This is a genomic window from Sphaerisporangium aureirubrum (assembly GCF_042658925.1).
Classification (GTDB): Bacteria; Actinomycetota; Actinomycetes; order Streptosporangiales; family Streptosporangiaceae; genus Sphaerisporangium; species Sphaerisporangium aureirubrum.
On sequence record NZ_JBHSRF010000069.1, the window covers coordinates 25304 to 50343 of the forward strand.

Genomic DNA, 25040 nt, shown 5'->3' on the forward strand with positions numbered 1-25040 from the left:
CGTGCCGCGGGACCACGCCGTCGTGAGAATGTTTCACACCCGCCGTACGTCCAGGGGGCCGACCGTCGAGGTCATGCCCGTACGGCCGCGGGCCGAGGTGGACGCACCTGTTCACCGTCCATCGCCGATGCGATAGTGCGGGTGCCGTCGCCCCCGGATCGTGCCCTCCGCGGGGGCGTCGCGAGACACCCCTTCGTCCCCGCCTCAGGAGGACCGGATGCGCAAAGTACGGAACCTACTTGTCTCGCTCACCCTCGCCAGCGGTGTTCTGCTGGCCATCGGCAGTGCCCCGGCGCAGGCCGACAGCATCCGATACGCCTACTACTTCCAGGCCGACTGCTACAACGGCGGGAACCTCGGCATCCAGTGGGGCTGGTGGACCTCCTTCCGGTGCGAGTGGGGCACCGGGGGCGGGAACTTCTGGTTCCTCTGGGCGTGATCCTCGCCGGTGAGGGTGTCGGTCCCGGTGACGACCTGCACGTTGTTCACGAAGCACCGCAGGGTCGACCCGAACGCCTCCAGCCGCAGCGTTTACCACGTGCCGGGGGTCACCGTGGCGGGGCCGAGGGGCCCGCCGCCGGTCCGTTTGCCGAGGACCACCGCGCCTGCGTCGCGGCGGACGCGCTGGGCACCGTCGCACATGAACAGCCTGGGCCCGTGATGACCTCGATGTAGGTTTCATCCGGTGAGGACCCATGAGTGACATCCCCCGGCGTCCGTCCCGGATCGCCTGGCTGGCACCGGTCGCCGTCAACATCCCGTTCGGGTACCTCGCGGTCCTTCCCTTCGGTTTCGTCTGGTATTTCCTTGCCCAGTACCCCCTGGCCGCGCTGGGCCTGACGGACCGGGACCCCACCGACAACGACGGCGTCCTGCCTCATCTGGTTCTGCTCACCGTGACCGGGCTGTTCCTCGCCCTGTGGACGGCGGTCAACGCCATGGTCCGCAGACGCGTGGTGCTGCCTGTGCGGCTCTACTGGACGGTCGCCGCGGCGCTGCTGCTCGGGCCGTTCGTGCTGATCGGGGTGTTCCCCACCGGGTGGGAGATGTGGCAGGCGTCGTGGGGGTGGCTGTAGACCTCCCTAAGCTGATCGGGCATGAGCGGCATCTCAGGCACGATCGGTACGGCCGTCGCCGTCTTCGCGGGTACCAACGTCGACGACATCATCGTCCTGACGGTGCTGTTCCTGGCGGGACGGGCGACCGGGCGGCCCCGGCCGTGGCATGTCGTCGCCGGGCAGTACGCCGGGATCGCGGCACTTGTGGCGGTGTCCGCCGTCGCCGCGCTCGGGCTCGCCGTGGTGCCGGACCAGTGGGTGGGGTTGCTCGGGCTGGTGCCGCTCGGGCTCGGCGTCCGGGGGCTGGTCGCGGTCCTGCGGGACGGCGGCGCGGGTGAGGACGGCCCGCCGGTGGTGGCCGGCGGTGTGCTGGCGGTGGCGGGTGTCACGGTGGCCAACGGCGCGGACAACATCTCGGTCTACACCCCGCTGTTCCGCACCATCGGGCCGGCGGGGAGCCTGGTCACCGCCGCGGTGTTCGTCGTGCTGGTGGGGGTGTGGTGCGCGGCAGGGGCCTGGCTGGGGTCGCACGAGAAGGTCATCAGGGTGGTGGAGCGGCACGGGCACTGGCTGGTGCCGGTCGTGTTCGTGGTGATCGGCACGGTGATCGTGCTGGAGTCGGGGGTCGTCGGCCGCCTGGCCGGCCTGGTCTAGCAGGGGCCGCGCTACTCGGGGAGATGGCAGACGGCCTCGACGTTGTTGCCGTCGGGGTCGCGGACGAAGGCGCCGTAGTAGCCGGGGTGGTACTCGGGCCACAGGCGCGGCTCGTGCAGGACGGCGGCGCCGGTGGCCACCGCGGCGTCGAAGAAGGCGCGCACCGAGGCGCGGTCCTGCGCGGAAAAGGCGATGTGGGACTCGCGGAAGCCCTCGCCGGAGTCCTGGGAGCTGATCCAGAAGGTCGGTTTGGACGGCTGCGCACCCCGCCGACGTTTCCGGCGGGCGGCGCACGGGCCGGGTCCCGCACCGGACCCGGCCCGTGGCGCGTCAGCGGGCCGTCATCCGCCGCTCAGGGTGCTGTAGATGGCCGAATAGGCGGGTTTGGGCTGCATGTTGGCGTCCCACGGCGTCGCGGCGCCCTGGCTGGGGAACGTCCACGGGATGATCGAGTACTTGTCGGAGAACGTCCACAGGGTCAGGCCCTTGCAGCGCGGCACGACCAGGCAGGCGCGGACCATCGTGATGTAGTCGGCGGCCTGCTGGTTGTCCTTGGCCGCGGTTCTCGGCAACGGCATGCGGACGTCCAGCTCGGTGATCGCGATGTCCAGGCCCAGGGCCGCGAAACGCTGGAAGTTCTGCACCATGTCGGCCGGTATCTGCCCGATGACCATATGCCCCTGGAACGCCACGCCGTCGAGAGGCACGCCCTCGGCCAGCAGGCTCCGTGCCAGGTTGTACAGCCCGTCGCTCTTGGCGTTGAGCCCTTCGGCGCCGAACTCGCTGAGGTACAGCTTCGCGGCAGGATCGGCGGCACGCGCCGCGCGGAACGCGGTGGCGATGTACGACGGGCCGAGCCGCTGGTAGAAGAACGAGTTGCGGTACGCGCCGTTGGCGTCGAGCGGCTCGTTGACCACGTTCCAGGCGTAGACCGCGCCCCGGTAGTGGGTGGTGAGCCTGGTGACGTGGTTGACCAGGGCGTCGTACAGCATGGTCGGGTTGGTGATGCTCTGCACCCAGGCGGGCGCCTGGCTGTGCCACACCAGGGTGTGGCCCCGGACGATCATGTTGCGCTGCTGCGCGTACGCCACGATCCGGTCGCCGCGGGTGTAGTTGAACTGGCCCCGCATGGGCTCCGTCGCGTCCCATTTCATCGAGTCCATCGGCGTGACGGCGTTGAACTCGCGGTCCAGGATCGTGGTGTAGGGCACGTCGGTCAGCTGCCCGACGTCGATGCCCGCCCCGAAGTGCTTGCCCCGCTGCGCCGCGAGGGTGCCGAGCGGCGTGCCCGCGTCGGCCGGCGTGGCGGCGAAAAGCCCCGCCAGCATGGCCGCCGCGGTGATCAGCGTAACCGTTCTGCCTCTCATGGGCGCTCCTCGGTCGCCGACTGTTTTCGGTGCCGTGACGCTAGGTTTTGGACGGCATTTCCGTCAATCAGTGAGCCTGGTAACCAGAAAGTATCGACGTCGTCGCTGAAAGTTTCTGTATGCGTTCCACCCGGTGGGCGGTGGGTACGGCAGTGAGAGAAGGGCACCGATGCGGGAAGGAGGGGACGACATGGCTCATTCTGGAGCCGTGCTGGAGGCCGAGCACGAGGTGCGGCGGCTCTCCGTAGACGTCGGCGTGCCGTACGACGTGTTCCGCGGACGGTACGAGCAGGCGGTGCCGAAGGTGGACGAGGACGCGCTCGCCCGGATGATCAAGGATGAGGCCGGCTGGGACGAGATGCTGCGCGCGGCGTCCGCCAACACGCCGCACAACTTCATGATCTACTGGAGCCTCGACGTGGCGCCCATCATGCGGCTGGCCGGCGACCGGCTGCGCTGCGTCGAATACCTCATGGGCGACCACACCACCGCCGAGCGGATGTACCGCCACGATCCCGCCGTCATGCTGTACGCGCCGCTGCGCACCGCGATCCACGAGGATGCGGAGGGGACGACGTGGTTCAGCGTGGACCAGCCCAGCGCCGCGTTCGCGGCCTTCGACGATCCGCGGATCACCGCCGTCGGCGTCGAGCTGGACCACAAGCTGGCCGCCCTGCTCGAGCACCTGGACGTCCCGGTGCCGGAACGGCTCGTCTCCGGGTGATCAGAGCTCGCCGTTCTCCAGGGCCTTCTTGAGCGCCGCCTGGGTCTCCTTGTGGGCGGCGACGCCCATGGTGACGGCGAACCCGATGAGCAGGGAATTCGCCTCGAAGGTCAGGTGCTCGGTGACGCCGGTACGGCCGTCGCCGAGGTCCAGGAAGACCACCTTCTGATGGGTGACCACGCCGGGGGCCGACCGCGTGTCGGTCTCGTAGAAGAACTCCGCCGGGTGGATCCGCTGCCTGGCGTGCGTCCTGCTGGTCACCGGCACCCCGGCCACCGGGATCCTCTCGACGGCCGTGAAGTCGACGTGGCGGGTGTCGTCCTCGTACCAGTCCCGGTGGGTGATGATCCGCCGGAGGAACGAGTGCTTGCCGAGGTGGTTGCCGACGTCCGAGTACGCGGCGAAGACGCGGCTGAGTGGGGCGCCGACCTCGAAGGACAGCTCGTGGGTCACCCGTCTGCGGGGCAGCAGTCGCATCGGCGCCTCACGTTGCTCGGGCGAAGGTGTCGTAGTGACTTATATCGCACGAGCCATGGGTTCAGCGGGACTCTCGGACCTGATTCACATAAGCGACGAGACCGGTCATCTGCTCCGGTGTCCACGGCAGGGCGCGGCTCAGCGCGGCGCTGTTCTCGTCCCACATCCGCTGCGCCGCGACCTTGGTGCCCTCGGAGCGGTGGAACGGCTGCGCCACCGCGTCCCAGCGCTCGACCAGCGTCCGCGCCTGAGGGTCGTCCACCGGCGTCCCGGCCGCGACGTGCGACAGGAGCTCGTTGACCAGCCCCGCCCACTCCCTCTTCGCGGCCTCGATGGCCTCCGGGCCCAGCGCCTCCCGCCGCTCGGCCAGTTCCTGCTGCTGCTCGGGGGTGAAGTAGTTCTCGAACATCGACATCCTCTCCAAGGTCGCCATGAAATCCTCCGGATCGGGCATGGACGCCGCGTCGATCTGGCCGAGCAACCCGTGGATCCGCTCCTTGAGCACCTGGATCCGTACGGCGTGCGCGTCCAGGTCACGCAGCTGGGCCGCGAGCAGGTCACGCATGCCGGCCAGGTCGTCGGCCGGGCCGGCGAGTGCGTGCGACACCTCCTCCAGCGACAGCCCGAGCGCGCGCAGGGCCCGCACCCGGTACAGCCGCCGCAGGTCGCGCCCGGTGTAGCGGCGATGGCCCGCCGCGGTGCGCTCTCCGGCGCTCAGCAGGCCGATCTCGTCGTAGTGGTGCAGCGTGCGGACGGTCAGCCCGCTCGCCTTCGCCAGCTCTCCGATGCTCCACCGGCGCTCCGCGCCGTTCGCCTCGATCACGCGGCCTACGCTAGAACCTCACGTAACGGGAGGTGCAAGTCCTCCTACTTCCTCCTGCGGGTGCGGGAGATGGCGACCCCGAGCAGGCAGAGCGCCCCACCGGCGAAGGTGAGGTGGGCGGGGACCTCGCCGAGCACGGCCCACGCCATCAGCACGACCAGCGCGGGCACGATGTAGGTGGTGGCGCCGAGCGCCCCCGCGGTGGTGCGCGCCAGCGCGTACGCCCAGGTGGTGAAGGCCAGCGCGGTGGGGAAGACGCCGAGGTACAGCAGGTCCAGCGTGGCGGACAGCGGCGCCGCGGCGGCCTGCGACACCAGCTGGCCGGCGAACGGCAGGCACGCCACCGCGCCGATCGCGCAGCCGAACGTCGTCACCTGCAGCGCCGAGGCGTGCCGCAGGGCGGGCTTCTGCGCGAGCGTCGCCGCGGCCCACGACACCGCCGCCACCACGCACAAGCCGACGCCGAGCACCGACGACCCGGTGTTCTCCGAGGTGGAGATGCCCACGATCGCTGCGCCGGTGAACGACACGGCCATGCCGAAGAGCAGCCGCTTCGGGAAGCCCTCCTTGAGGATCCAGCCCGCGAACAGGGCGATCAGCAGCGGGCCGATGTTGATGACCATCGCCGCCGTGCCCGCGTCGACCTCCAGCTCCCCCCAGTTGAGGGTGACCATGTAGACGCCGAACCACAGCACGCCGGTGACCGCGATGCCCGGCCAGGCCGCGCGCGGCGGCAGGCCCTCGCGCCGCACCAGCAGGATGGCGCCGAGGGTCAGCGACCCGGCCAGCAGGCGGCCGAGGGCGAGCGCGCCGGGGGAATAGTGGTGCACGGCGCTGCGGATGGCCACGAAGGCCGACGCCCACAGCAGCACGGTGACGGCCGCGGCCGCCAGCGCGGCGCGGCCGGTGCGTTCACCGCTGCTGACGGTCGTGTCCGTGGCCATGGGGTCGACCTTACGGCGGGAACACTTCGACACCCATCGCATCGGCCCGCGCGTCCCCCGCGTTGTCCACAGGGAGGCCCCGGGGCCGTCCGGCGTCTGCGAGGATCGGCCGTGATCGATGCGGCGGTGTGGAGGGAGAGGCCGATGGAGCCAACACAGGTGGACGCCTACCTGGCGCGGATCGGCGCGGCGCGCCCCGCGTCGCCCGACGAAGGGGCGTTAAGGGCCCTGCAGCTCGCGCACCTGACAGCAGTGCCGTTCGAGAACCTCAGCATCCATCTGGGTGAGCCCATCGTGCTGAAGGAAGAGGCCCTCTTCGACAAGATCGTTTCACGGGGGAGAGGCGGCTTCTGCTACGAGCTCAACGGCACGTTCGGCGCGCTGCTGCGGGCGCTCGGCTACCGCGTGTCGCTGCTGTCGGCCCGGGTGTTCGACGGTGAGGAGCCCGGGCCGCCGTTCGACCACCTGGTGCTCCGGGTCGACGTCGAGGAGCCGTGGCTGGTCGACGTGGGGTACGGCCGGTTCAGCGACCACCCCCTGCGCCTGGACCACGACGGCGACCAGCACGACCCCGGCGGCGTGTTCTCGATGATCCGCCGCGACGAGTACGGCGACATCGACGTCGTGCAGGACGACTCGCTGGAGTACCGCGTGGACCCCCGGCCGTACGGCCTGCGGGACTTCGTGCCGACCTGCTGGTGGCACCAGACCTCGCCGAAGTCCCATTTCACCCGGTCGCTGACCTGCTCGCGCCGCACCGGCGACGGGCGGATCACGCTGAGCGGCCGCACGCTCATCGAGACCTCGGCCGGCGGCGAGCGGCGGGAGAGCGAGCTCGGCTCCGACGACGACGTGCTGGCCGCCTACCAGGCCCACTTCGGCATCACGCTCGACCGCGTACCCGTCATCGTCAGGCGTGAGGCGTCATAGGGCCAGGAACACCGTCTCCTGCCGCCCCTGGAGTAGCACGTCGAAACGGTAGGCGTCCGGCGACTCCTCCCGCGCGATCAGCGTCGCCCGGCGCTCCGGCTTCAGCGAGTCCAGCAGCGGGTCCGGCACGTCCGCGAGGTACGCCCGGGTGAGCACCGGCCGCAGCAGGCCCCGGGCGAACACCAGCACCGCGATGTACGGCCCCCGCGGTCGCGCCGTGCGGAACCGGTACGTCCCGTCCGGCCGGGTGGGGCAGCGCCCGAAGCCGGAGGCCCCGACCCCGGTGCGCCTAAGCACGCCGCGGGTGCCGTTCACGCCCAGCCAGATCTCCAGCAGCGCGTCCGGCACCGGCTCCCCCGCGCCGTCCAGCACCCGCCCGTACAGCTCGACGGCTCCTTTGTGACCGGCGGGCACCAGCTCGTGGTCCTGGTCGTAGGGCAGGGCGTTCCCGAAGAACGGCCCGACGGTCTGCGACGGCGTCTCGGACATCAGACCTCCACCGGTGTGCGGCCGAGCACGATGTCGAAGCGGTAGCCGAGGGCCCATTCCGGCTCGGTCGTCGTCAGGTCGAACCGCGAGACCAGCCGCTCGCGCGCCTCCGTGTCCGGGATGGACTGGTAGATGGGGTCGTACTCGAACAACGGGTCGCCGGGGAAGTACATCTGCGTCACCAGCCGCTCGGTGAACGCGGTGCCGAACACCGAGAAGTGGATGTGGGCCGGGCGCCAGGCGTTGTGGTGGTTGCGCCACGGGTACGCACCCGGCTTTATGGTGACGAAGCGGTACTCACCGTCGTCCCCGGTCAGGCAACGTCCGGCGCCGGAGAAGTTGGGGTCCAGCGGCGCGGGATGTTGGTCGGCCTCGTGGTCGTAGCGGCCGGCCGCGTTGGCCTGCCAGATCTCGACCAGCGTGCCCCGTACCGGCCGCCCGCCGGCGTCCACCACCCGGCCGCTGACGATGATCCGCTCGCCGATCGGTTCGCCGTCGTGCCGCCGGGTCAGGTCGTGGTCCAGCGCCCCGACGTCGTGGTGGCCGAACACCGGGCCGGTCAGCTCGATCGCGTCCGGTCCGAGGGGCGGCAGCACGAGCGCCTGGGACGGTGCCCGCAGGATGGTGCTGCGGTACGACGGGCTCAGGTACGGCGGTTGGGTCATGACGTTTCCTTCACGCGCGCCCCGGGGGCGCTCTCGTAGGGGATCCCCACGTAGTTCTCCGCCAGCGTCGTCGCCGCCGCGCGGGAGGAGGTCACCTGGTCCAGGTGGGAGAGCTGGAGCCGTCGCCCGTAGGGGTCGTCGGAGTCGAAGGTGTGCAGCAGCGTCGTCATCCACCACGAGAAGTGCTGCGCCCGCCACACTCGCTTCAGGCAGGCCTCCGAGTAACCGTCGAGCGAGGTGGCCGAGCCGGTCGTGTACCAGAGGGCCAGCGCGTCGGTGAGCAGGCGGACGTCCGCCACCGCCAGGTTGAGGCCCTTCGCGCCCGTCGGCGGGACTATGTGCGCGGCGTCCCCGGCGAGGTAGAGGCGGCCGTACCGCATGGGCTCGGCGACGTAGGCGCGCATGGGGGTGATGCTTTTGTCCAGGATCGGCCCGGTGGCGAGGTTGAAGCCCGGGATCGTCTCCAGGCGGGTCTTCAGCTCGGCCCAGATCCGCTCGTCCGGCCAGTTCGCGAGGTCCTCGTCCGGCGGTACCTGCAGGTAGAACCGGCTTATCTCGGGGGAGCGCATGCTGTGCAGGGCGAACCCGCGGTCGGTGCGCGCGTAGATCAGCTCCTGCGACGACGGCTTGACCCTGGCCAGCACGCCGAGCCACGCGAAGGGATACTCCCGCCGGTACTCGGTCAGCACGCCGTCCGGGATGGACGGCCGCGACACGCCGTGGAACCCGTCGCATCCGGCGATGAAGTCGCAGTCGAGCCGCTCGCCGCCGAAGGTCACGTACGGGTGCTCGGTCGCGAGGTCGTGCACCGCCACGTCGTCCACCTCGAACCTCAGGTCTCCCCCGTCCCGCAGCCGCGCGGCGATCAGGTCCTTGACGACCTCCTGCTGGCCGTACACCGTGATGGCCCGGCCCGGCACGAGCTCCTCGAAGGCGATGCGATGACTCCGGCCGCCGTAGCGCAGCTCGATGCCGTGGTGCGGCATGCCCTCGCGCAGCATCCGGTCACCCACCCCCGCGTCGATCAGCGTGTCGACCGTTCCCTGCTCCAGCACCCCGGCACGCACCCGGCCCTCGGCGTACGCGCGGTCACGCAGCTCCAGCACCACCGAGGCGATGCCTCGCAGATGGAGCAGATGGGACAGGAGCAGGCCCGCCGGACCGGCCCCGATGATCGCGACCTGAGTTCGCATGGTTACGAGCATGGTGCCGCGGGCCACCCCGGAACGAGGCTTCACTTCCGCCCAGTGGAAGCCGGTGCCAGAATTTCCCGGGTCGGTGCCCCTGCCGTAGGAGGTCTTTGTCGTGTCCGGCGGATCACGCGAGCCGGGGCGGTCGGTCACATCCCGGGTGCTGGCCGTCCTCGGCGCCTTCGACGCCGGCCACCAGCGCCTCACCCTGACCGCCATCGCCGAGCGGAGCGGCGTCGCGCTCTCCACCGCGCACCGCCTGGTCGGGGAACTGGAGGCGTCGCACGCGCTGGCCAGGGACCGGGACGGCCGCTACCACATCGGCCTTCGCCTGTGGGAGCTCGGCCAGCTCGCCCCGAGCAGGCTGCGGGAGGTCGCGCACCCGTGGCTGCAGGAGTTGTTCGCCGCCACGGGGGAGAACGTCCACGTGGCCGTGCGGGACGGCGTGGAGGTGCTGTACGTCGACAAGGTGCACGGCCGCAACGCGGTGCCCATCGTGTCGCGGACCGGCACGCGCCTGCCCATGCATCCCACCGGCGTGGGCAAGGCGCTGCTGGCGCACGAGTCCGACTGGTTCATCGGCGCGTACCTCGCCCGCGAGCTGGAACGGCCCACCCCGCACACGATCACCGAGCCGGGCAGGCTCGCCCGCGAGCTGGCGGCCGTACGCGCTCAGGGATACGCCATCACCTGCGAGGAGATGACGCTCGGCTCGTGCTCGGCCGCCGCGCCGATCATCGTGGGCGGGCGGCCGATCGCCGCGATCGGCATCGTGCTGTCGTCCCGGCGCACCCGTGAGCTGCCGCGGCTGGTGGAACCCCTGCTGGCCGGGGCACGGCGGATCGCCGAGGCGTACGGCGTGGACGCGCCGCCCTGACGCCCTCGGCTCAGCCCGCGAAGAGGTCGCGCAGGTAGCGCAGCTGGATGTCGCGCTGCCTGCTGCCGCCACCCTCGTGGCCGTTCCACGGCCACACGGTGATGTCCTTGCGCCCGGCCCACAGGTTGTAGGCGGCGTAGACGGTGGACGGCGGGCAGATCCAGTCCATCAGCGCCACCGAGTACAGCGCGGGGACCTCGCCGCGGGCCGCGAAGTTCAGCCCGTCGAAGTACGACAGTGTGCGGAAGACCTGCTCGGCGCTGTCCCGTTGCGTGGACAGGAACCGCACGATCTCCTGGTAAGGGTCGCGGTCGGTGATCTCCACCGCGCGCCGGAAGTGGGTGAGGAACGGCACGTCGATCAGCGCCGCCGCGACCTTCGGCTGGAGCGCCGCGACAGCCTGCGCGATGCCGCCGCCCTGGCTGACGCCGGCCACCACGATACGGTCGGCGTCCACGGCCGGGTGGGCCGCCGCGACGTCCACCGCACGCACGGCGTCGGTGAAGACCCGCCGGTAGTAGTAGTGCTCGGGGTCGAGGATGCCCCGCGTCATCACGCCGGGGGCCTGCATGTGCGGCCCGCCGTGCGGGTCGCCGGTGGAGCCGGAACTGTTGTGGTGCTGGGCGCCCTGGCCGCGGGTGTCGACGACCAGCGTCGCGAACCCGGCGGCCGGCCACACCAGGTGGTCCAGGGGCAGGTCGCGCCCGCCGCCGTAGCCGATGTACTGCACGACGCACGGCGCCGCGGTTGTGCCCTGAGGCGCCACCAGCCACGCGTGGATCGGATGGCCGCCCCAGCCGGCGAACGTGGTGTCGAACACCTCAACGGTGGACAGCGCGGCGTCGTACGGCGTGAAGCTCGGCTCCAAGGGGTGGCTGGACGCCTCGGCCAGGGTGTCCTTCCAGAAGCCGTCGAAGTCGGCGGGCTCGTCGCGGTCCGGCCGGTAGTCGCGGAGACGTTCCAGGGGCAAGTCGAACAGGGCCATCTTCTCTCCGTTTGCGTAGGGCGTGCCGGAAGGGCTGCTCACCGCGCGATTTCCGCTTTTTCATGGTAGCTGGCGGAGCGGTAGCAGGTCGATTGTCGGAATTCATGCTGGATGACCGATCGTGGTACCTGACGGCAACTGTCAGGTATGCCGGGCAGGATGTTGAGGTGTTCCACGACAAGGGGAGGAATTCCGTGCCACGCGCCACCGGCAGCTTCGAGATCGACCGCTGGGACCAGGAGACCGCCGACGAGGACGAGGGGGCCACGATCGGCCGCGTCCACGTCACCAAGACCTTCCACGGCGACCTGGACGGCACCAGTACGGCTGACCTGCTCACCGCCACGGCCGCGGTCGAGGGCTCGGCCGCCTATGTCGCGTTCGAGCGCTTCACCGGCACGGCCCACGGGCGCAAGGGGACCTTCGTCCTGCACCACACCGCCTCGGGCTCCGGGGGTGAGCGGTCGCTGAGCTGGACCATCCTTCCCGACTCCGGCACCGGCGAACTGCTCGGCATCGCGGGCGGCGGCGGCATCGCCATCGAGGAGGACGGCGGCCACACGTACGTCCTGGACTACGAGCTGCCCTGAAGTTCGCGCACCGGTTGTCCACAGGCTGTGGACAACCGGTGTCCTTATAGGGGTAGACCCGTATGGGGGGTAGCAAGGATGAAGAAAATGGCATAAGCAGGGCTGAGAGGTAGAACCTCCGAGTCCAGCGGACCGGCCAACGCCAGCTCAGGGGTCTTACCTGAAGGACCGAGGCCCGTGACAGATGTCGGGAAGACGGTTCCGTATCGCAAGATTGGCGACAACCGCTTCTCGTGCGGCCAAAGGTGTGACCCGATCCCTTGCTAGGCTGCAATCATCTGTTAGAAACCCGGCGTTGTCCCAGCCGCTGCTGGTGAGACCGTTGAGAAGTGGGGTTGCACCGTGAAGAAGCTGATCGTCCTCGCGATCCTCGCCGTCGGAGGTCTGCTGGTCTGGCGCAAGGTCAAGGCGGACCGCGCCGAGCTCGATCTGTGGACCGAGGCGACCGGCGGCGACAACTGACCACCGGCTGACGATGCGGGCGCGTCGATGCTTACGCCTCTCGGTGAGGACGACGGTATGACCGGTTCGTCCATCAAATTGGCCTGCCTTGATCTGGCTGGCACCACGATCGGCGACATCTCCATGGTCGAGCGGGCGTTCGCCGAGGCGATCGCCACCCAGGGAATCGTCCCCGGCACCGGGGCGTACGCCCGGGCCATGGTGCACGTGCACCGCTCCCGCGGCAACCCCAAGATCGAGGTCTTCCGCGGCATCTTCCCCGCCAACGAGGCCCAGGCCCAGGCCGCCAACCTCACCTTCGAGCGCTCCTACCAGGGAGCCATCGACCGCGCCGGCCTGTTCCCCGTCCCCGGCACCGTAGAGGCACTGGAAAAGCTCCGCGCCGCGGACATCAAAATCTGCTTGATCACCGGCTTCAGCCGAGCCACCCTGGGCCGAGTCCTGAGCACCGTAGGCTGGATGGACAAGGTCGACCTGGCCCTCTGCCCCGAAGACGCCGGCCGCGGCCGCCCCTGGCCCGACATGGTCCTGACAGCCATCCTCCGCCTCAAGATCGGCTCCGTCCGCGAGGTGGCAGTAGTAGGCGACTCAGAAAGCGACATGCTCTGCGGCTCCCGAGCCGGCGCCCGCATAGTCGCCGGCGTCCTAACCGGCGTCCACAGCCGAGAACGCCTCCTCCGAGGCGGCGCCACCAGAATCATCGACTCCATAGCCGACTTCCCCTCCCTAGTCCTAGACACCACCCCCACCCCCACCCCAGTAGCCACCACCTCCAGGTAAGCTAACCCCCCAAGGGGCCTTAGCTCAGTTGGCAGAGCGCCTGCTTTGCAAGCAGGAAGTCAGGGGTTCAAATCCCCTAGGCTCCACCAGGCCAAACGCCCCGTCTCCACTCAGGAAACGGGGCGCTCGTGCCATTAACGTGCCATTAGCCCGCAGCGATCGGCGCACCGGTGCCCCCGTTATCGGCGCTTTTCCGGTCCGCCTCCACCCGCGCACTCAACGCATTGGCGATCTTCTGATCCGCGTCTCGTGTCGCATGCTGATAGATCAGCGCAGCCCGGTCGCTGTCATGCCCCATCCGCGCCTTGAGGTCCGCCAAGCTCGCCCCCGACTGCGCGGCCAGCGTGTTACCGGTGTGCCGGAGATCGTGAAAGTGCAGCCCCGTGATCCCCATAGCCTTGAGCGCCTCGCCCCACTTGGCAGCCCGGCGGAAGTTGCCACCCCGCAGGAAGCCGCCATGCAGCCCCAGGAAGACGAAGGCGTCCGCGTCATCGCCGACGAACTCGTCAAGGTGATCGGTGAGCGCGGGCACGATGGCCGCCGGGATGCCGACCGTGCGCCTGCCGGCCCGTGACTTGGGCGGCCCGAGGAGCATCTGTCCGCCGTCCAGTTCCAGCAGTTGTTCCCGGACGCGTACCGTGCGGGCCGTCAGGTCGACATCTGCCCGGCGCAATGCGATCACCTCGCCCCATCGCAGACTCGCGAAGGTGGTCAGCAGGACCAGCGCCCGGAACCGCCGATCGGCCATCCGGTCGGCCAGCTCGAACACCTGGGTCACGGTGAGGATCGGCCGCTCCGGGGTGTGCTCGTTGTCGGCCCCTTTGATACGGCACGGGTTCCGGCTGATCATCTTGTCCTCTTCCACCGCCGTCATGAGCACGGCCCGCAGCAGGCGGTACGCCTTGGCCGTTGTCGACACCGAGATGCCGGCGTTCAGCAGGCTTGCCCGCCAGGCCCGCACCATCGGGGTGGACAGCTTCCCCACCGGCACACCGCCGAGGCCGGGAACGATGTGCCGGTTCAGCAGCCAGGTGTAGCCCTCCACCGTCTTGGGCCGCAGACCCGGCCGTTCCCTGATCCACGCCCGCGCGTAATCGCCGAGCAGGACCTTGCCACGCTGGGGATCGGTCCACTCCCCCGCGATGAGCTGAGCCTCAATGATGATGAGCGCCCGATCCGCATGCGTCCGCGTGGCGAAAGTCGTGTCCCCGGTCCTGAACTGACCATCAGGCCCCGGATAGCGGATCTGGAATCGGCCGGAGGGGAGCTTGCGGATGTTGCCGAAACGGCGGTGGCCATCGCGGTTCGCCATCAGGCCGCCCTCCCGTTGCCTGTGGAGATCGGTTCCACCAGTCCGGCCCGGATGAAGTCCTCAAGCGCCGACTCTGGAATGCGGACCATGCGACCGATGTGTACGAACGTGATCCGCCGCTCTTCGATCAGGCGACGAGGAAACCGCACCGAGGTGTTCAGCCGTTCGGCCGCCTGCTCGACCGTCAGCAGACGACCACGCACGACGTCGGAAGGCGGCGTACGCACTACACCGACACTCCGCCTGCTCATGCTGCCCTCCCTGTTGCCGGAATTTCTGGGGTGGGTTGTCCGTCTGCTCGTGCTTGTGCCTGGTCGAGTGCGGCGCGCCATCGTTGCCGGTTAGCGATCTCGGTGAGTAGTCGTTCGGCCATGGGTGGCACGTCGTGATCGGCGGGGGTGACGACGCGCCACAGGTAGCGGTGGGGGTCAGGGGGTTGGGTCTGTTCGTCGGTTGCCGAAAGTCCGAGTTGTTGCAGCACCCAGGCCCGGCGGTCGTGTTTGTGTTCGGTCAGGGTTTTGCCTGACCATTTGCGGGAGACCAGGACCCGCCGGCCCGCGTACCCGAGGTGTTCGGGCTTGTGTGCCTTGCCCCGGCACGACCCCGGCCGCATGCCCGCCCTGGCGGCTTTGGGCTGCACTCCGTACCGCAGCCAGTTCGGGCAGCTCGGTGCGCATGGCTCGTAGCGAAGTACCGCCATCAGCCGTTCCAGGTGGGCGCGTTGGGTGTCGGTGGTGGCCTGGTGGCAGGTGGACAGGGACTTGGTGAGGTACTTGGTGAGGTAGGTCAGGCCCTTGTCCGCGCTGGGTGATCCGGCGAGTACGCCTTTGACGTCGATCTGTGGGCCGAGGCGAACCACGTGCAGCGGTTGGGCGTCGGGGTCGGTGCCGAGCTGGTCGAGTGCCTGTTCCCAGGTGGGCAGGACTTCGCCGGTGGTCGGGTCGAGGTAGTCGCCGGCCTGCCCGTCGTCCCGGTCGGCGGCGTTGTCGTCGACGACCCAGACCGGCAGGTGATCACCCTCGAATCGGACCCGGTCGCACGGTGGCCACCACACCTGGTGGTAGGTGGCCGCCGCGACGGCCTTGACCTCGGTGCGGGGTAGGGTGCCGCGTACGGCCATGTGCAGGTGTGGAGCCAGCCTCTTTTGTGGTTCGACGGTGGCGAAGTACTGCACGTCGTACCCGGCGACCCGGCGCAGGTTCTGCACGAACCGGTCCACCAGCTTGGGAAAGTGGATCGCATCCCGAGCCGCCCGCACATAGTCGTACGTTGCCGGGTCGACCGGGGTGCCGTCGTGGCGCACCTTGCCATAGGTGTCACAGGTCAACGTGACGAACAGCGACGGCCGGTAGATCCTGCCGTCCGGTGCGGCGAACGTCCGCCCCACGGTGCGCGCCTCACGCTGCCGCTTGGGCAGCTCAGGGGCATCCTGTCGACGCCGGGTGGAGCGAGAGCGCCGCGGCTTGCCCTGCTCGGGCAGCACACTGCCCCGGACCCCGGAGGTCGCCAGCTCATCTTCCACGAGAGTGATGGCCTCATCCCACGCCGCAAGGTCGTCCCCGTTCTGTACGGCGAGTTCCCGGCCGGCGTGAGCGTCGGCGCGTTCCTCGATCAGCCACCGCTGCCGCTCAGTGGGCGGCGCGGGTTCGGTGACGGGTTCGTCGTCCAGGTGCCAGCCCTCACGGCACTGGGCTTTGCGCAACTGCACGGCCCGCCGCGCGCAGGGTTCACACTTGGCGTCGAGGGTGGCGCCGCAGGGGATGTTGACGTACTCCACCGTGCCGGTGGTGATGTCGGTGCGCTTGAGCGGCACCGGCCGGATGCACACCCCGTGTTGCCGGGCGACCTCTTCGATCACGTCCAGTGCCATCGGCATCGACGCGCGCACGGCACGGGGCAGGGTGCGGTCGGCGGGATGGGTCACCGGGCCTCACCGCCGTTCTCCGGGGGGAGGGCGATGGCGGTTTGGTGGCAGGCGTGGCACTCGATGATGCCGCGCACCGGGTCCAGCCACAGCATGTTCAGGCACCGGCACACCTCGCACCGAAGCCCATCCAACACGTACGCCAGCGTCATCGCCCCTCACCGACCCCGGCAAACTCGTAGACCATCGCACGGATGTCGGTGTCACTGACGTAGGCGGCCCGGACCCGGACAGGTTCGGGGTTGGCTTCCAGCCGCACATACCCGACGCCGGCCCCGGTCGCGGGGTAGGAGGAGATCTGATCGGCCAGGGCGCCCCGGTCCCGGGCACCATCCCCGAGCACGAGATCTACCTGGGTGGGTTCGTCGAGCCGTAGTGCGATCTTGTCGGGGAACAGGTTGCGGATGCTGAGCACCTCTTTGCGCGGGTCCTGGAGCGCGGCCAGGACCGTGAAGCCGACCGCACGGCCTTGAGTGGTCAAGGTGGCCAGCGCACCCAGGATGCGTTCCTTGAGCTTGCGATCGGTCTGGTAAGCCGTCAGGAACGCCACCTCATCCACGATCACCACCACGAACGGGTCATCCACGGTGGGGACATGCGCATGGTGAACCCCCGCGTATCGGGCCGCGCGTTCCTGCATCACCTGCACCGCCGCTTCCAGCAGCTCGGCGCAGTCGGCCGGATCGGCGGCGTAGCGTTTGCCGAACAGGTCCCGGCCGTAGGACAGCTCCATCAGCTTGGGGTCCAGCGCCCACAACTGGACCAGACCGGCCGCCGCAGCAGGCAGCAGCGCACGGATCGCCGACCACAGCCACGACCCTTTGCCCGCACCGGTGGCGCCGGCCACCAGGACATGTGTGCCGTGCAGCTTGAGCAGATACGGCGCGCCATCCTCCCGCAGCCCGATCGGCACCGAAGCCACCAGCGGACCAGCAGGCAACGGCAGAGCCGGGATCGCGGTGGCGAGCAGATCCCGCCGAGGAAAGACCAGGACCAGGCGCCCGGGGGCGCCGAGGGTAACGCGGCACTGGGGCCGGGCGAAGCCGTGCGCCAGGTTGTCGGCCCGTTCCTGCCAGGCGTCGGCCGACTGCCCCGACAGCATCTTGACCCGGACCACGTCAGCGGTCGGGGTGCAGGTGACCTTGACCAGCCGGGGAAGGTACTCCCGGGCGCCGAGGTGCTTGGCCAGTCCGGAGACGACCATGACCGGTTGCCAGTGCCGCCGGTACACCCACATCAGAACCCACCAGGCCCGCAACCGCAGCCCCACCCACCGGGTGAACGACGCCGGTTCGGTGAACCGCCACCCGGTCAGCGCCGAGACCACGGCCAGCGGGACGAGCAAGCCGGTACGCCAGCCGAGCAGCAGGCATAACGCGATCGGGACGGTGACGGCCAGGCAAGCGACCGGATGCCGCCACACCGTCCGAGCCGCGCCGGCCAACGCGCGGACTAGCAGCGCGGCCAGGGTGATGATGGCCGGGGTGTTGACCACGACGGGCCGGAACACCACCGAGGTAGGAACGGTGGAGACAATGTCGCGGGTGTGATCGCCGGGGAGCTTACGCAACATAAGCTGGGTGCCTCTTCTCGTGATGTCGTGTCGCTTGGGGAGATGTGTTGCAGGGGCCGCCGGAAGTTGCCGCTTCCAGCGGCCCCACCACGCCAACCGGTCAGGCCGCAGCCCCCTGGTTCGCCGACGTGTCGTGCTGGTCGGTCTGGGTGGCGTGGTCGTCGCGCAGTCGCTCGCAGTCAGCAAGGAACTGCGCCGCCGCGCCGTACAGGTCTCGTGCGAACTGCACGTGGGCGTCGGTGATCGTCGTGTCGCTGGTCGTTCCGATGCTCAGGTGTGCCTTGGCGTGTTCGATCAAGATGAACGCCGCCGGGGTGTCGGTGGCCGGGAAGTAGGTCATCCGGGCGTGCTGGTCGGGGTAGAGGTGCATCGCCACCCGGGGAGCCTGGTCGGGCTCCATCGTGATCGTGGTGTAGCTGTAGCCGCTCATAAGGTGTTCTCCTGCCGGGGCGTGGGGTGGGTGGGGTGCAGTCGTTCGACCTCACGGGCGAAGGTGTGTGCCTGTTCGGCCAGTTCCCGGGCAAAGGTGACGGTGGCCTGGTCGATGTGGCTGGCGTGCAGGGTGAGTTTGATGATCGAGTTCCCGGCGCCGATCTCCAGGATCGGTGTGCGGTGCGGGTAGCTCAGGCACGCCGCCCGTGCCCGTCCGTCGATGTGCAGCGTGGTGGTCTGCCAGGACCCGTTGACCCGCCTGCCCGCGGTCACGCCGCCGCGTCCTTGCCGACCGTGGCGGGCTTGCCATTGCCGTTGCCGGTGGGGTGGATACCGGCCCCGGCGGTGGGAGCGTGCAGCTGGCGGGCCCGGACCGAGTAGGCGATGCGCTGCCCGTTCAGCCAGGGGATGACGGTCATCTGGTCGAATTCCACCGGGATGAACGGCAGCCCGGTCAGCGGTGCCGGAGGAACCGGCCGTACCGGGGAGCTGACCTTGACCTTGACCGTCTTGTCCCGGGCGTCTGGGTCGCAGTCGACCACGGTGACCTGCCAGACGAACTCGCCGGTGTTCTTGTCCCGGGCGTACACCGGCTTGCCGGCGGTGGAGGCGTCGAAGTCCTTGACCTGTTCGACGTCCCCGACCATGAAGCAGCCGTGCGGGAACGCCTCGCCGAAGGTGACGCGGAAGCTGTGCGGGATGGCCATTGCCCTGTTCTCCTGTTCTCCAGTCGTACTGTCAGCAACTCGTACTGTCGAGTGACTCTAATCGGTGTAACGCTCACTGGACAAGACAAGTTTCCCTATATCGGTGTGAGCTACGTCACATCACAACGAGTAGGAGTCCTCCAACTCATGCAGCGCCCCGGGCAGCCCGATCTCCACCACCAGCACCAACCGGCTACCGGAGGCGAACACCCGCGCCACCACCCCCAACACCGCCGCCGTCTTACCCAGGCCGAACACCTGCACCTCATCAGGCACCGGGTGGCGTGCGGCGAGGCGTTCCACCACGTGTTCCAGCCGCAGCCCCGCCACCGCGTGCAGATGCTGACGCACGCTGACCGTCAACGGCCGCTCCCCGCCCAGGTCGGTCCCCTGCCCGATCTCCACCGGGCACCAGAACGTGACCAGCTCACACGGCTCATCAGCCGCACTGAGCAACACCTGACGCCGCACCATCGGCGTCCCGGCCGGGAACGAGAACATCCCCGCGACGTTCGCTGGCGCCGGGACAACCCCCGCATGCAGCACCGCCGCACCCTCTTCGGCTTCCACCCGATCCAGCACCGCACGCCCCGGACGAGCCGACTCCCCCTCACCGACCGGCGGGGACGCCTTCACAAACGACCCCCGGCCGTGCTCACGATCGATGATCCCGCGAAGCTGCAACACCTGAAGCGCCCGCACCACCGTGGGACGACTCACCGCGAACTCGCGAACGAGCTGGGTTTCCGAGGGCAGTTGCGACCCCGGGGGGTAGGTACCATCGGCGATCTTCCGCCGGATCGCCGTCACGATCTGCGCATACTTCGGCGGCGCGTACTCACCATCAGATACCGACATGACAACAACCCCACTACTCGACTTATCGTCAGGATACTGAGCAGCACCTTTGCTGCATAGCTGAACGTCGAAAGATCGCATCGGCCAGCCGCCGCGCGGTTACGACTTCCGGGGGGAAGGGATCACCACTGCCGGTAGTCTGTCGAAGCGCGGCGGCCGTCGTTCCATCTCGGTTTCGCTCTCCAGACACCGGGCCAGCTCAGCCAACGTGCCGGCACACCGCACGTTCGACAGCCCTCGCGCCACCGCACCGGCGGACACCCCGTGACGGCGCACCGCGATCCAGCCGCCGCCCGCAGAATCCATGATCTCCCAGTGACGGCCGTAGGCATCCGCCAGCACGGCCAGCGACACCGGCTGATCCTCACCGCGCGCCACGACCACCGTCCGCGTCCTGTTGCAGCTCGGGAACCCGGCGTACGTACCCGGCGGTGAACTCGGCGTCGGTCACGTCGCCCATGCGCACCTGGATCCCGCCGGGCAAGGTGACCATGAAATACGGCCGCCGTCCGGCCCGCTCACTCACCGAGATCGTCACCACCAGGCGCGTCCCGTCCCGGACCTCCATATGCGGCGGCAGATAGGCCCGGGGGCCGTAGGAACGCGTGATCACCAGCCGTACTCGTTCCACCACCAGGCAACGCAGCCCAGACCCGCTGAGAATCTTGCCCAGGTCGGCCAGCGCATCACGCTGCGCGGTGGCCCGCCGCAGAGTGATCTCCTCGGAGAACATCACGCCCACACCGCCAGCCGTACCGACGATTCCGACTCCCGCATCATCTTCCGCAACGCCTCACACGACCCCGCCGCGATACACAACGGGCCGACTCCGGAGGTAAGCGCGATCGCGTAGAACCGGCGGAAGTACACGCCGTACCAGACCACCCACGCCGGTTCGAGCTGATCAAGCACTTCCGCTTGCGCGATCGCAGCGGCATCGAAGTCTCGCCGCGACACCCGCTCCGGTAGACGCCCCGGCCGGTGCCGCCCCGACGAACGCCGATGCGACCCACCCTCCCGCGCCGGCCCCGGCCTGCCGATCACGACGCCGCTCCGCCGGAGAAGGTTGGGCCGGAAGCCCCCCAGCAGGTAGAGCACGGCTGTTGCACGCGGCCGGACGCAGGGACTTGGCCGGGTACGGCAAGTAATCCGCGCCGCGGGCTGACGTACTTCCATCCGCGTCCCGCGCAGGACACGCACTCGTCGGTCATGTGACTCCACCCGATCACGTCGCCGGTCCGAAGATCACTCCCATAGCTGTCTACTCGCCTAGAGGAGTGCTTTGCTCAGTCATTTATGACTCCTCTAGAGGAGTTCGTCAAGCCCTACCGCGCAGGCAACTCGTACGACAACACATACGCATCACTCGACATCACCGTGTCGCACACCTCCACCGCCCGGCCATCTGACGTGAACGCCGTCCTCACCAGGTGAAACACCGGAACACCCGGCGCAAGCTTCAGCGCCCGCATCTCATCACGCAGCGGCATCCGCGACCGGATGTCCTCCACGAAGTGATCCAGCCGGAACCCCAACTCCTCTAGCCGCGCATAGATTCCACCCGGCCCACTGTCCGGCTCCGCGATACGCGTCCCCCGAGCGATCACCGCCGGAACGTAGGACACCGCCGTCTCCACCGGCTGCCCGTTGATCAAATACCGGCGAGAGCGACGGATCACCGAGTCCGCCGCCGTCAGCCCCAGCAGCGACGCCACATCAGCCGACGGCGCCTCCTCAGTGATCCGGATCGAATCCACCGAAGGCTTCCCGCCGGCCCCTTCAGTCTCGGCGATGAACGCGGCCTTACCCTGCTCACGATGACGCCGAGCGAACCGATCCGACGCCAACCGCCGCACCGGCGGATGCGACCGCACGAACACCCCACGCCCATGCTCCGCGACCGTCAGCCCTTCACCCTGAAGCACTTGCAGCGCGTTGCGGATGGTCATCCGCGCCACACCGTAATGTTGCATGAGCCGAGCCTCCGAGGGCACCTTGTCCCCCTCAGCCAAGACGCCCTGTTCGATCGCATCACGGCTGTGATCGGCGATCTGACGGAACACCGCCCGATCGCTGGTCGGGTCCAGATCCGGCAACGGCAGCTCGGCCACGACCCAACTCCTCGACTCGTACATACGTGTACCGCCGTCGAGAATAGCGACCAGCACCGCCGGAGGTAATCCCGATGGATCACCACAACACGCACTCCGTCAGCGTGGCAGGCGTGATCATCGACGACCGAGGCCGAGCCCTCCTCACCCAACGCCGCGACAACGGCCACTGGGAAGCCCCCGGCGGCATCCTCGAACACCACGAAGACATCCACACCGGCCTACGCCGCGAAATCCGCGAAGAAACCGGCCTCGACGTCGACCCCATCACCCTCACCGGCGTCTACAAGAACATGACCCGCAACATCATCGCCCTGGTCTTCCGCTGCAAGGTCATCGGCGGCACCCTCACCCAGACCGACGAGGCCCGCTCGTTCCGCTGGGTCACCGCAGACGAGGTCCGCACCCTCGCATCCGAAGCCTTCGCTGTCCGCGTCCTGGACGCCATGCGCGACGATCAGATACCGGCCATCCGCCACCACGACGGCACACACCTGCTCTGAAGCAGTCACCCAAGAGCACCGAGGATCTTGCCGAATTCCGCTGTTATGTATCAAGGCGGCGCTCCGCGCCGCTCGCGGCCCTGCTTGCGTGCCGCACGCTGCGCGTGCGGCCTAGCGGCCGTTCTCGCGTGCGCCCGCCTCGGGCCGCGAGAACCAGACGACCGTCTGTGAAGGTAGCGCTGCACAGACGGTCGCCATAGGGTGAAAGGACTGCCTTCGCTAGCTCACCATGCGATCAACGGAAGTTGGCGAACGGCAATGAACAGCGCGCCTGCAAGTGCTGTACACACAAGCAGGGCGCATAGGCGGGCGGTACGGCCCCAGTTTGCCGTTGTGAGCCGTACCGTCCGCCCGATCTCCTCAGCTGCGCTCATATTTCACCTCCTTACGATTCCGTCCTCGAACGCAAAAAGCGACGATAGAAGCATCAGCTTCTGATCGTCGCCTACGTCGTCGCGAGGTCTTATGTTATGGGAGCGACCCTACCCGTTCGTTCCCTTTCGGTGGTAGCGGTGCGGCGGATATCCTCAAGATTTTTCCAGGGTAGCAGGTCAAGATCCGTCTCTGTCCTCCTCGCTGGTCAAGTGTCCCGGTTGAGGACGCCAAGTCAAGGGCGCCTATGGCGTCGCTGCGCGATCAACTTCGTTGACCCTTGACTCGGCGTCCTCGCCCTGGGGACGGCAGCTACGAGGAGGACGGGGGAGAACCAGGGGACGTTGGGCTACTGCAACGCGTGCTGCGACAGTTCCCCAACCACTCACGATCACGGCCACCGGCCACCGTCGCGAGCCAGACCGTAGCCCGCTGATCACGAGCCGAACGGTCCTGATAAGTAAGCGCTCAGCCCAATCTCTGACGAGCGCTCGCACGGATACTGCTCTCACGATCGTCTCATCGTGGTTGGCCGGCGTACGGGGTTGGCGATCGGAGGTCCAGGGCTTTGTCTCTTGACCTACCGAGATGCCGGGGTTGAGGTGGAGTGGTGTTCGGCCTGGCGCGCCCTTGATCGCGTGCCATTAGCGTGCCATTAAGGGGGGTGATCAAGGGGGAGTCGCGGGGATTCGGCGCAAGGTTGTCGCCGAGGTCAGGGGTGTTTTCCCAGCTGACTGGGCCGTTTTGCAAGCAGGAAGTCAGGGGTTCAAATCCCCTAGGCTCCACCCCAGCTCAAAGGCCACCTCCCATGATCGGGAAGTGGCCTTTTCTGCTGCGTACAGCACGGAAATACAGCAACGACTACGAATCCAGCCGGTCACCAAGCTTCTTGAGCGCCTTACGCGTCTCCTCCGAAGAGACTTCGCTGTATACGTTCATCGTGACCGATATCTGGCTGTGCCTGAGGATCTGCATCGCCACGCGCGGGTGGACGTCGAGCGCGACGAGCAGGGACGCGCAGGTCTTCCGGGTGGCGTGTACGTGGACCTTGCGAACCTTGGCTTTGTCGCAGGCGCCGGCGAAGCTACGCCGGAAGTTCGACGGCTCCACCGGTCGCCCGCTCGCGGTGGTGAACACGAGTCCGGTCTCCTGCCATGACTCCCCCGCCGCTTCCCGGGCCTTCTCGTGTGCGCGTTGACGGGCACGGAGCGCCGCCGTCACGATCTCGGGAAACGGCAGCGTGGCATCGGAGGCGTCCGTCTTGGTCTGCCGGTGCAGCAGCTTGCCGGCGACTCGTTGGAGCTGCCAGCCGATGGTCATCTCGGTGTTGGTGAGGTCGACGTCCGCCCAGCGCAGTCCCAGCGCCTCGCCCAGGCGCAGGCCGAGCACCAGGACCAGGACGTAGGCCGGGTACATCGGATCGTCGCGGGTGCGGGCGGACTCCAGGAAGGCCCGCGCCTCCTCGACCGACCATGGCTTGACCTTGCGCTTTCGAGGCATCGGCATTCTGACGTTGGCCGCGACGTTGCGGCTCAGCACCTCTTCGCGTACGGCGTTGCTCAGCGCGGCCCGCAGCGTCATGTACGCGTCGTGCACCGTCCACTCCGAAGGCTTGGACATGCAGCACTTCCCCACCGCGCAGCACTGCTGTCGACGCTTGGGGTTGCTGTGCGTCTTGGGCCGGGCGGAGTCCTTGCCCTGGGCGCAGCATTGGCACAGGGTCCGGATCCTGTTCACCCAGGTCTGTACGTCCTTCACGGTCAGCTTGTCGAGCCGCTTGGCGCCGAGGGCGGGAGTGATGTAGAGCCGAGCGAACATCTCGTAGTTGGCGGCGGTCTTGGGTGCGAGGTTGGGTTCCACGACGTTCGTGAGCCAGCCGGTCAGGTAGTCGGAGAGCTTCGGCGACTTGGTGACCACCGGCCCCTTGCGCGCCAGTTCATGGAGCTTGATCCACTTCTCGTGGGTCTCCTCGCGGGTCTTGCCGTAACACCACTTGCGGGTTCTCTTGCCGTCCGGCGTGGTGACCCAGACGTATCCCGCGTATCCGGTTTTGTAGGCGAAGATCGAGCCCTCGCTGTTCGCGCGCTTGGCCATCAAGCCGCCTCCTCGCAGAGCCTGCTGACGTAGGCGTCCAGTGCGGATTCCGGGATGCGACGGCAGCGCACACCCACCACGATCGAGTCCAGTTCGCCGGAGTTCATCAGCTGATAGAGCGTCCACCGGCTGACCTGAA

The 25040-nt window shown here is 68.5% G+C and carries 34 protein-coding genes and 1 tRNA gene; 11 read left to right on the plus strand and 24 right to left on the minus strand.

The genetic code is table 11. The features are described 5' to 3' along the window. The first annotated feature begins 217 nt into the window (after positions 1 to 217). The 3 genes from ACFP1K_RS31755 (at position 218) to ACFP1K_RS31765 (ending at position 1712) form a co-directional block, all read left to right on the plus strand. Positions 218 to 439, plus strand: a complete 222-nt coding sequence (locus tag ACFP1K_RS31755; RefSeq protein ID WP_380760269.1) for a hypothetical protein — start codon at positions 218 to 220, stop codon at positions 437 to 439. 256 nt (positions 440 to 695) lie between these two features. After that, the gene (locus ACFP1K_RS31760; protein WP_380760272.1) at positions 696 to 1076 is read left to right on the plus strand and encodes a hypothetical protein; all 381 of its coding nucleotides are present in this window, start codon (positions 696 to 698) and stop codon (positions 1074 to 1076) included. Between the two features lie 21 nt (positions 1077 to 1097). Beyond that, on the plus strand, positions 1098 to 1712 hold the full coding sequence (locus tag ACFP1K_RS31765; RefSeq protein WP_380760274.1) for a cadmium resistance transporter: 615 nt from the start codon (positions 1098 to 1100) through the stop codon (positions 1710 to 1712). Between the two features lie 11 nt (positions 1713 to 1723). Here ACFP1K_RS31765 and ACFP1K_RS31770 read toward each other — a convergent pair whose 3' ends face one another. After that, positions 1724 to 1948, minus strand: coding sequence for a VOC family protein (locus ACFP1K_RS31770; RefSeq protein ID WP_380760337.1), 225 nt, complete (start codon positions 1946 to 1948; stop codon positions 1724 to 1726). A gap of 105 nt (positions 1949 to 2053) precedes the next feature. Then, entirely contained in the window at positions 2054 to 3079 is a 1026-nt protein-coding gene (locus ACFP1K_RS31775) for an endo-1,4-beta-xylanase (protein WP_380760276.1), read from the minus strand. 190 nt (positions 3080 to 3269) lie between these two features. Here ACFP1K_RS31775 and ACFP1K_RS31780 point away from each other — a divergent pair, with 190 nt between their 5' ends. After that, complete coding sequence (locus tag ACFP1K_RS31780) at positions 3270 to 3803, plus strand: DUF302 domain-containing protein (protein WP_380760278.1); 534 nt, start codon at positions 3270 to 3272, stop codon at positions 3801 to 3803. Here ACFP1K_RS31780 and ACFP1K_RS31785 read toward each other — a convergent pair whose 3' ends face one another. The 3 genes from ACFP1K_RS31785 to ACFP1K_RS31795 all read right to left on the minus strand — a co-directional run bounded on the left by ACFP1K_RS31785 (position 3804) and on the right by ACFP1K_RS31795 (position 6047). Beyond that, a complete protein-coding gene (locus tag ACFP1K_RS31785; protein ID WP_380760279.1) occupies positions 3804 to 4280 on the minus strand; it encodes a hypothetical protein in 477 nt (158 codons plus the stop codon). Positions 4281 to 4341: 61 nt separating this feature from the next. Continuing rightward, on the minus strand, positions 4342 to 5103 hold the full coding sequence (locus ACFP1K_RS31790) for a MerR family transcriptional regulator (protein ID WP_380760281.1): 762 nt from the start codon (positions 5101 to 5103) through the stop codon (positions 4342 to 4344). 44 nt (positions 5104 to 5147) lie between these two features. Continuing rightward, the gene (locus ACFP1K_RS31795; RefSeq protein WP_380760283.1) at positions 5148 to 6047 is read right to left on the minus strand and encodes a DMT family transporter; all 900 of its coding nucleotides are present in this window, start codon (positions 6045 to 6047) and stop codon (positions 5148 to 5150) included. A 144-nt stretch (positions 6048 to 6191) separates the two neighbouring features. Between ACFP1K_RS31795 and ACFP1K_RS31800 the strand changes: the two genes are divergently transcribed. Further along, positions 6192 to 6977: an arylamine N-acetyltransferase family protein gene (locus ACFP1K_RS31800; RefSeq protein WP_380760285.1), complete on the plus strand. Its 786-nt coding sequence runs from the start codon at positions 6192 to 6194 to the stop codon at positions 6975 to 6977. Here the strand turns inward: ACFP1K_RS31800 and ACFP1K_RS31805 are convergent. The 3 genes from ACFP1K_RS31805 to pobA are packed head-to-tail and all read right to left on the minus strand — an operon-like array spanning position 6972 to position 9324. Continuing rightward, the gene (locus ACFP1K_RS31805; protein WP_380760287.1) at positions 6972 to 7466 is read right to left on the minus strand and encodes a dioxygenase family protein; all 495 of its coding nucleotides are present in this window, start codon (positions 7464 to 7466) and stop codon (positions 6972 to 6974) included. The two genes, ACFP1K_RS31800 and ACFP1K_RS31805, sit on opposite strands and share 6 nt — an antisense overlap. Beyond that, a complete protein-coding gene (gene pcaH / locus ACFP1K_RS31810) occupies positions 7466 to 8131 on the minus strand; it encodes a protocatechuate 3,4-dioxygenase subunit beta (RefSeq protein WP_380760289.1) in 666 nt (221 codons plus the stop codon). The genes ACFP1K_RS31805 and pcaH overlap by 1 nt, the downstream gene beginning before the upstream one ends. Next, positions 8128 to 9324, minus strand: coding sequence for a 4-hydroxybenzoate 3-monooxygenase (pobA, locus tag ACFP1K_RS31815; RefSeq protein ID WP_380760291.1), 1197 nt, complete (start codon positions 9322 to 9324; stop codon positions 8128 to 8130). Before pobA ends, pcaH begins: the two co-directional genes overlap by 4 nt. Before the next feature lie 112 nt (positions 9325 to 9436). On the opposite strand from pobA, the gene ACFP1K_RS31820 reads away from it, so the two are divergent. Beyond that, complete coding sequence (locus tag ACFP1K_RS31820; protein WP_380760293.1) at positions 9437 to 10198, plus strand: IclR family transcriptional regulator; 762 nt, start codon at positions 9437 to 9439, stop codon at positions 10196 to 10198. A gap of 10 nt (positions 10199 to 10208) precedes the next feature. Here the strand turns inward: ACFP1K_RS31820 and ACFP1K_RS31825 are convergent, their stop codons facing one another. Further along, positions 10209 to 11183: an acetylxylan esterase gene (locus ACFP1K_RS31825; protein ID WP_380760295.1), complete on the minus strand. Its 975-nt coding sequence runs from the start codon at positions 11181 to 11183 to the stop codon at positions 10209 to 10211. A 194-nt stretch (positions 11184 to 11377) separates the two neighbouring features. Here ACFP1K_RS31825 and ACFP1K_RS31830 point away from each other — a divergent pair, with 194 nt between their 5' ends. From ACFP1K_RS31830 to ACFP1K_RS31845, 4 genes are all read left to right on the plus strand, one after another. Beyond that, the gene (locus ACFP1K_RS31830; protein ID WP_380760298.1) at positions 11378 to 11773 is read left to right on the plus strand and encodes a DUF3224 domain-containing protein; all 396 of its coding nucleotides are present in this window, start codon (positions 11378 to 11380) and stop codon (positions 11771 to 11773) included. A gap of 342 nt (positions 11774 to 12115) precedes the next feature. Beyond that, positions 12116 to 12235: a DLW-39 family protein gene (locus tag ACFP1K_RS31835; RefSeq protein WP_347631961.1), complete on the plus strand. Its 120-nt coding sequence runs from the start codon at positions 12116 to 12118 to the stop codon at positions 12233 to 12235. A 57-nt stretch (positions 12236 to 12292) separates the two neighbouring features. Next, positions 12293 to 13015, plus strand: coding sequence for an HAD-IA family hydrolase (locus tag ACFP1K_RS31840; protein WP_380760300.1), 723 nt, complete (start codon positions 12293 to 12295; stop codon positions 13013 to 13015). A 13-nt stretch (positions 13016 to 13028) separates the two neighbouring features. After that, positions 13029 to 13104: transfer RNA gene (locus tag ACFP1K_RS31845), tRNA-Ala, on the plus strand. 56 nt (positions 13105 to 13160) lie between these two features. Here the strand turns inward: ACFP1K_RS31845 and ACFP1K_RS31850 are convergent. The 13 genes from ACFP1K_RS31850 to ACFP1K_RS31910 form a co-directional block, all read right to left on the minus strand. After that, a complete protein-coding gene (locus ACFP1K_RS31850; RefSeq protein WP_380760302.1) occupies positions 13161 to 14327 on the minus strand; it encodes a tyrosine-type recombinase/integrase in 1167 nt (388 codons plus the stop codon). Next, positions 14327 to 14578: an excisionase family DNA-binding protein gene (locus ACFP1K_RS31855; protein WP_380760304.1), complete on the minus strand. Its 252-nt coding sequence runs from the start codon at positions 14576 to 14578 to the stop codon at positions 14327 to 14329. The genes ACFP1K_RS31850 and ACFP1K_RS31855 overlap by 1 nt, the downstream gene beginning before the upstream one ends. Beyond that, positions 14575 to 16251: a replication initiator gene (locus ACFP1K_RS31860; protein WP_380760306.1), complete on the minus strand. Its 1677-nt coding sequence runs from the start codon at positions 16249 to 16251 to the stop codon at positions 14575 to 14577. The genes ACFP1K_RS31855 and ACFP1K_RS31860 overlap by 4 nt, the downstream gene beginning before the upstream one ends. Beyond that, positions 16248 to 16388, minus strand: a complete 141-nt coding sequence (locus ACFP1K_RS31865) for a hypothetical protein (RefSeq protein ID WP_380760308.1) — start codon at positions 16386 to 16388, stop codon at positions 16248 to 16250. Before ACFP1K_RS31865 ends, ACFP1K_RS31860 begins: the two co-directional genes overlap by 4 nt. A gap of 11 nt (positions 16389 to 16399) precedes the next feature. Continuing rightward, entirely contained in the window at positions 16400 to 17824 is a 1425-nt protein-coding gene (locus ACFP1K_RS31870) for an FtsK/SpoIIIE domain-containing protein (protein WP_380760310.1), read from the minus strand. A gap of 100 nt (positions 17825 to 17924) precedes the next feature. Continuing rightward, positions 17925 to 18254, minus strand: a complete 330-nt coding sequence (locus tag ACFP1K_RS31875) for a hypothetical protein (protein WP_380760312.1) — start codon at positions 18252 to 18254, stop codon at positions 17925 to 17927. Continuing rightward, positions 18251 to 18529 (minus strand): hypothetical protein, encoded by a 279-nt coding sequence (locus ACFP1K_RS31880; protein ID WP_380760314.1) that lies wholly within the window; start codon positions 18527 to 18529, stop codon positions 18251 to 18253. Before ACFP1K_RS31880 ends, ACFP1K_RS31875 begins: the two co-directional genes overlap by 4 nt. After that, on the minus strand, positions 18526 to 18963 hold the full coding sequence (locus ACFP1K_RS31885) for a plasmid replication, integration and excision activator (protein ID WP_380760316.1): 438 nt from the start codon (positions 18961 to 18963) through the stop codon (positions 18526 to 18528). Before ACFP1K_RS31885 ends, ACFP1K_RS31880 begins: the two co-directional genes overlap by 4 nt. Positions 18964 to 19083: 120 nt before the next feature. Next, positions 19084 to 19821, minus strand: coding sequence for a GntR family transcriptional regulator (locus ACFP1K_RS31890; protein ID WP_380760318.1), 738 nt, complete (start codon positions 19819 to 19821; stop codon positions 19084 to 19086). A gap of 99 nt (positions 19822 to 19920) precedes the next feature. Beyond that, positions 19921 to 20205 carry a hypothetical protein gene (locus tag ACFP1K_RS31895; RefSeq protein WP_380760320.1) on the minus strand — a complete coding sequence of 95 codons (285 nt, stop codon included), beginning with the start codon at positions 20203 to 20205 and terminating at the stop codon, positions 19921 to 19923. Continuing rightward, positions 20186 to 20557 carry a hypothetical protein gene (locus tag ACFP1K_RS31900; RefSeq protein ID WP_380760323.1) on the minus strand — a complete coding sequence of 124 codons (372 nt, stop codon included), beginning with the start codon at positions 20555 to 20557 and terminating at the stop codon, positions 20186 to 20188. Before ACFP1K_RS31900 ends, ACFP1K_RS31895 begins: the two co-directional genes overlap by 20 nt. Further along, positions 20554 to 20919 (minus strand): hypothetical protein, encoded by a 366-nt coding sequence (locus ACFP1K_RS31905; RefSeq protein ID WP_380760324.1) that lies wholly within the window; start codon positions 20917 to 20919, stop codon positions 20554 to 20556. The genes ACFP1K_RS31900 and ACFP1K_RS31905 overlap by 4 nt, the downstream gene beginning before the upstream one ends. 227 nt (positions 20920 to 21146) lie before the next feature. Beyond that, positions 21147 to 21932, minus strand: a complete 786-nt coding sequence (locus ACFP1K_RS31910; RefSeq protein WP_380760327.1) for a GntR family transcriptional regulator — start codon at positions 21930 to 21932, stop codon at positions 21147 to 21149. A 74-nt stretch (positions 21933 to 22006) separates the two neighbouring features. Here ACFP1K_RS31910 and ACFP1K_RS31915 point away from each other — a divergent pair, with 74 nt between their 5' ends. Continuing rightward, positions 22007 to 22435 (plus strand): NUDIX hydrolase, encoded by a 429-nt coding sequence (locus ACFP1K_RS31915; protein ID WP_380760329.1) that lies wholly within the window; start codon positions 22007 to 22009, stop codon positions 22433 to 22435. A 1233-nt stretch (positions 22436 to 23668) separates the two neighbouring features. Here ACFP1K_RS31915 and ACFP1K_RS31920 read toward each other — a convergent pair. Next, positions 23669 to 24901, minus strand: a complete 1233-nt coding sequence (locus tag ACFP1K_RS31920) for a site-specific integrase (protein WP_380760331.1) — start codon at positions 24899 to 24901, stop codon at positions 23669 to 23671. Beyond that, positions 24901 to 25040: helix-turn-helix transcriptional regulator (locus ACFP1K_RS31925; RefSeq protein ID WP_380760339.1), on the minus strand; the 140-nt coding region annotated here is incomplete at its 5' end. The genes ACFP1K_RS31925 and ACFP1K_RS31920, both read right to left, overlap by 1 nt.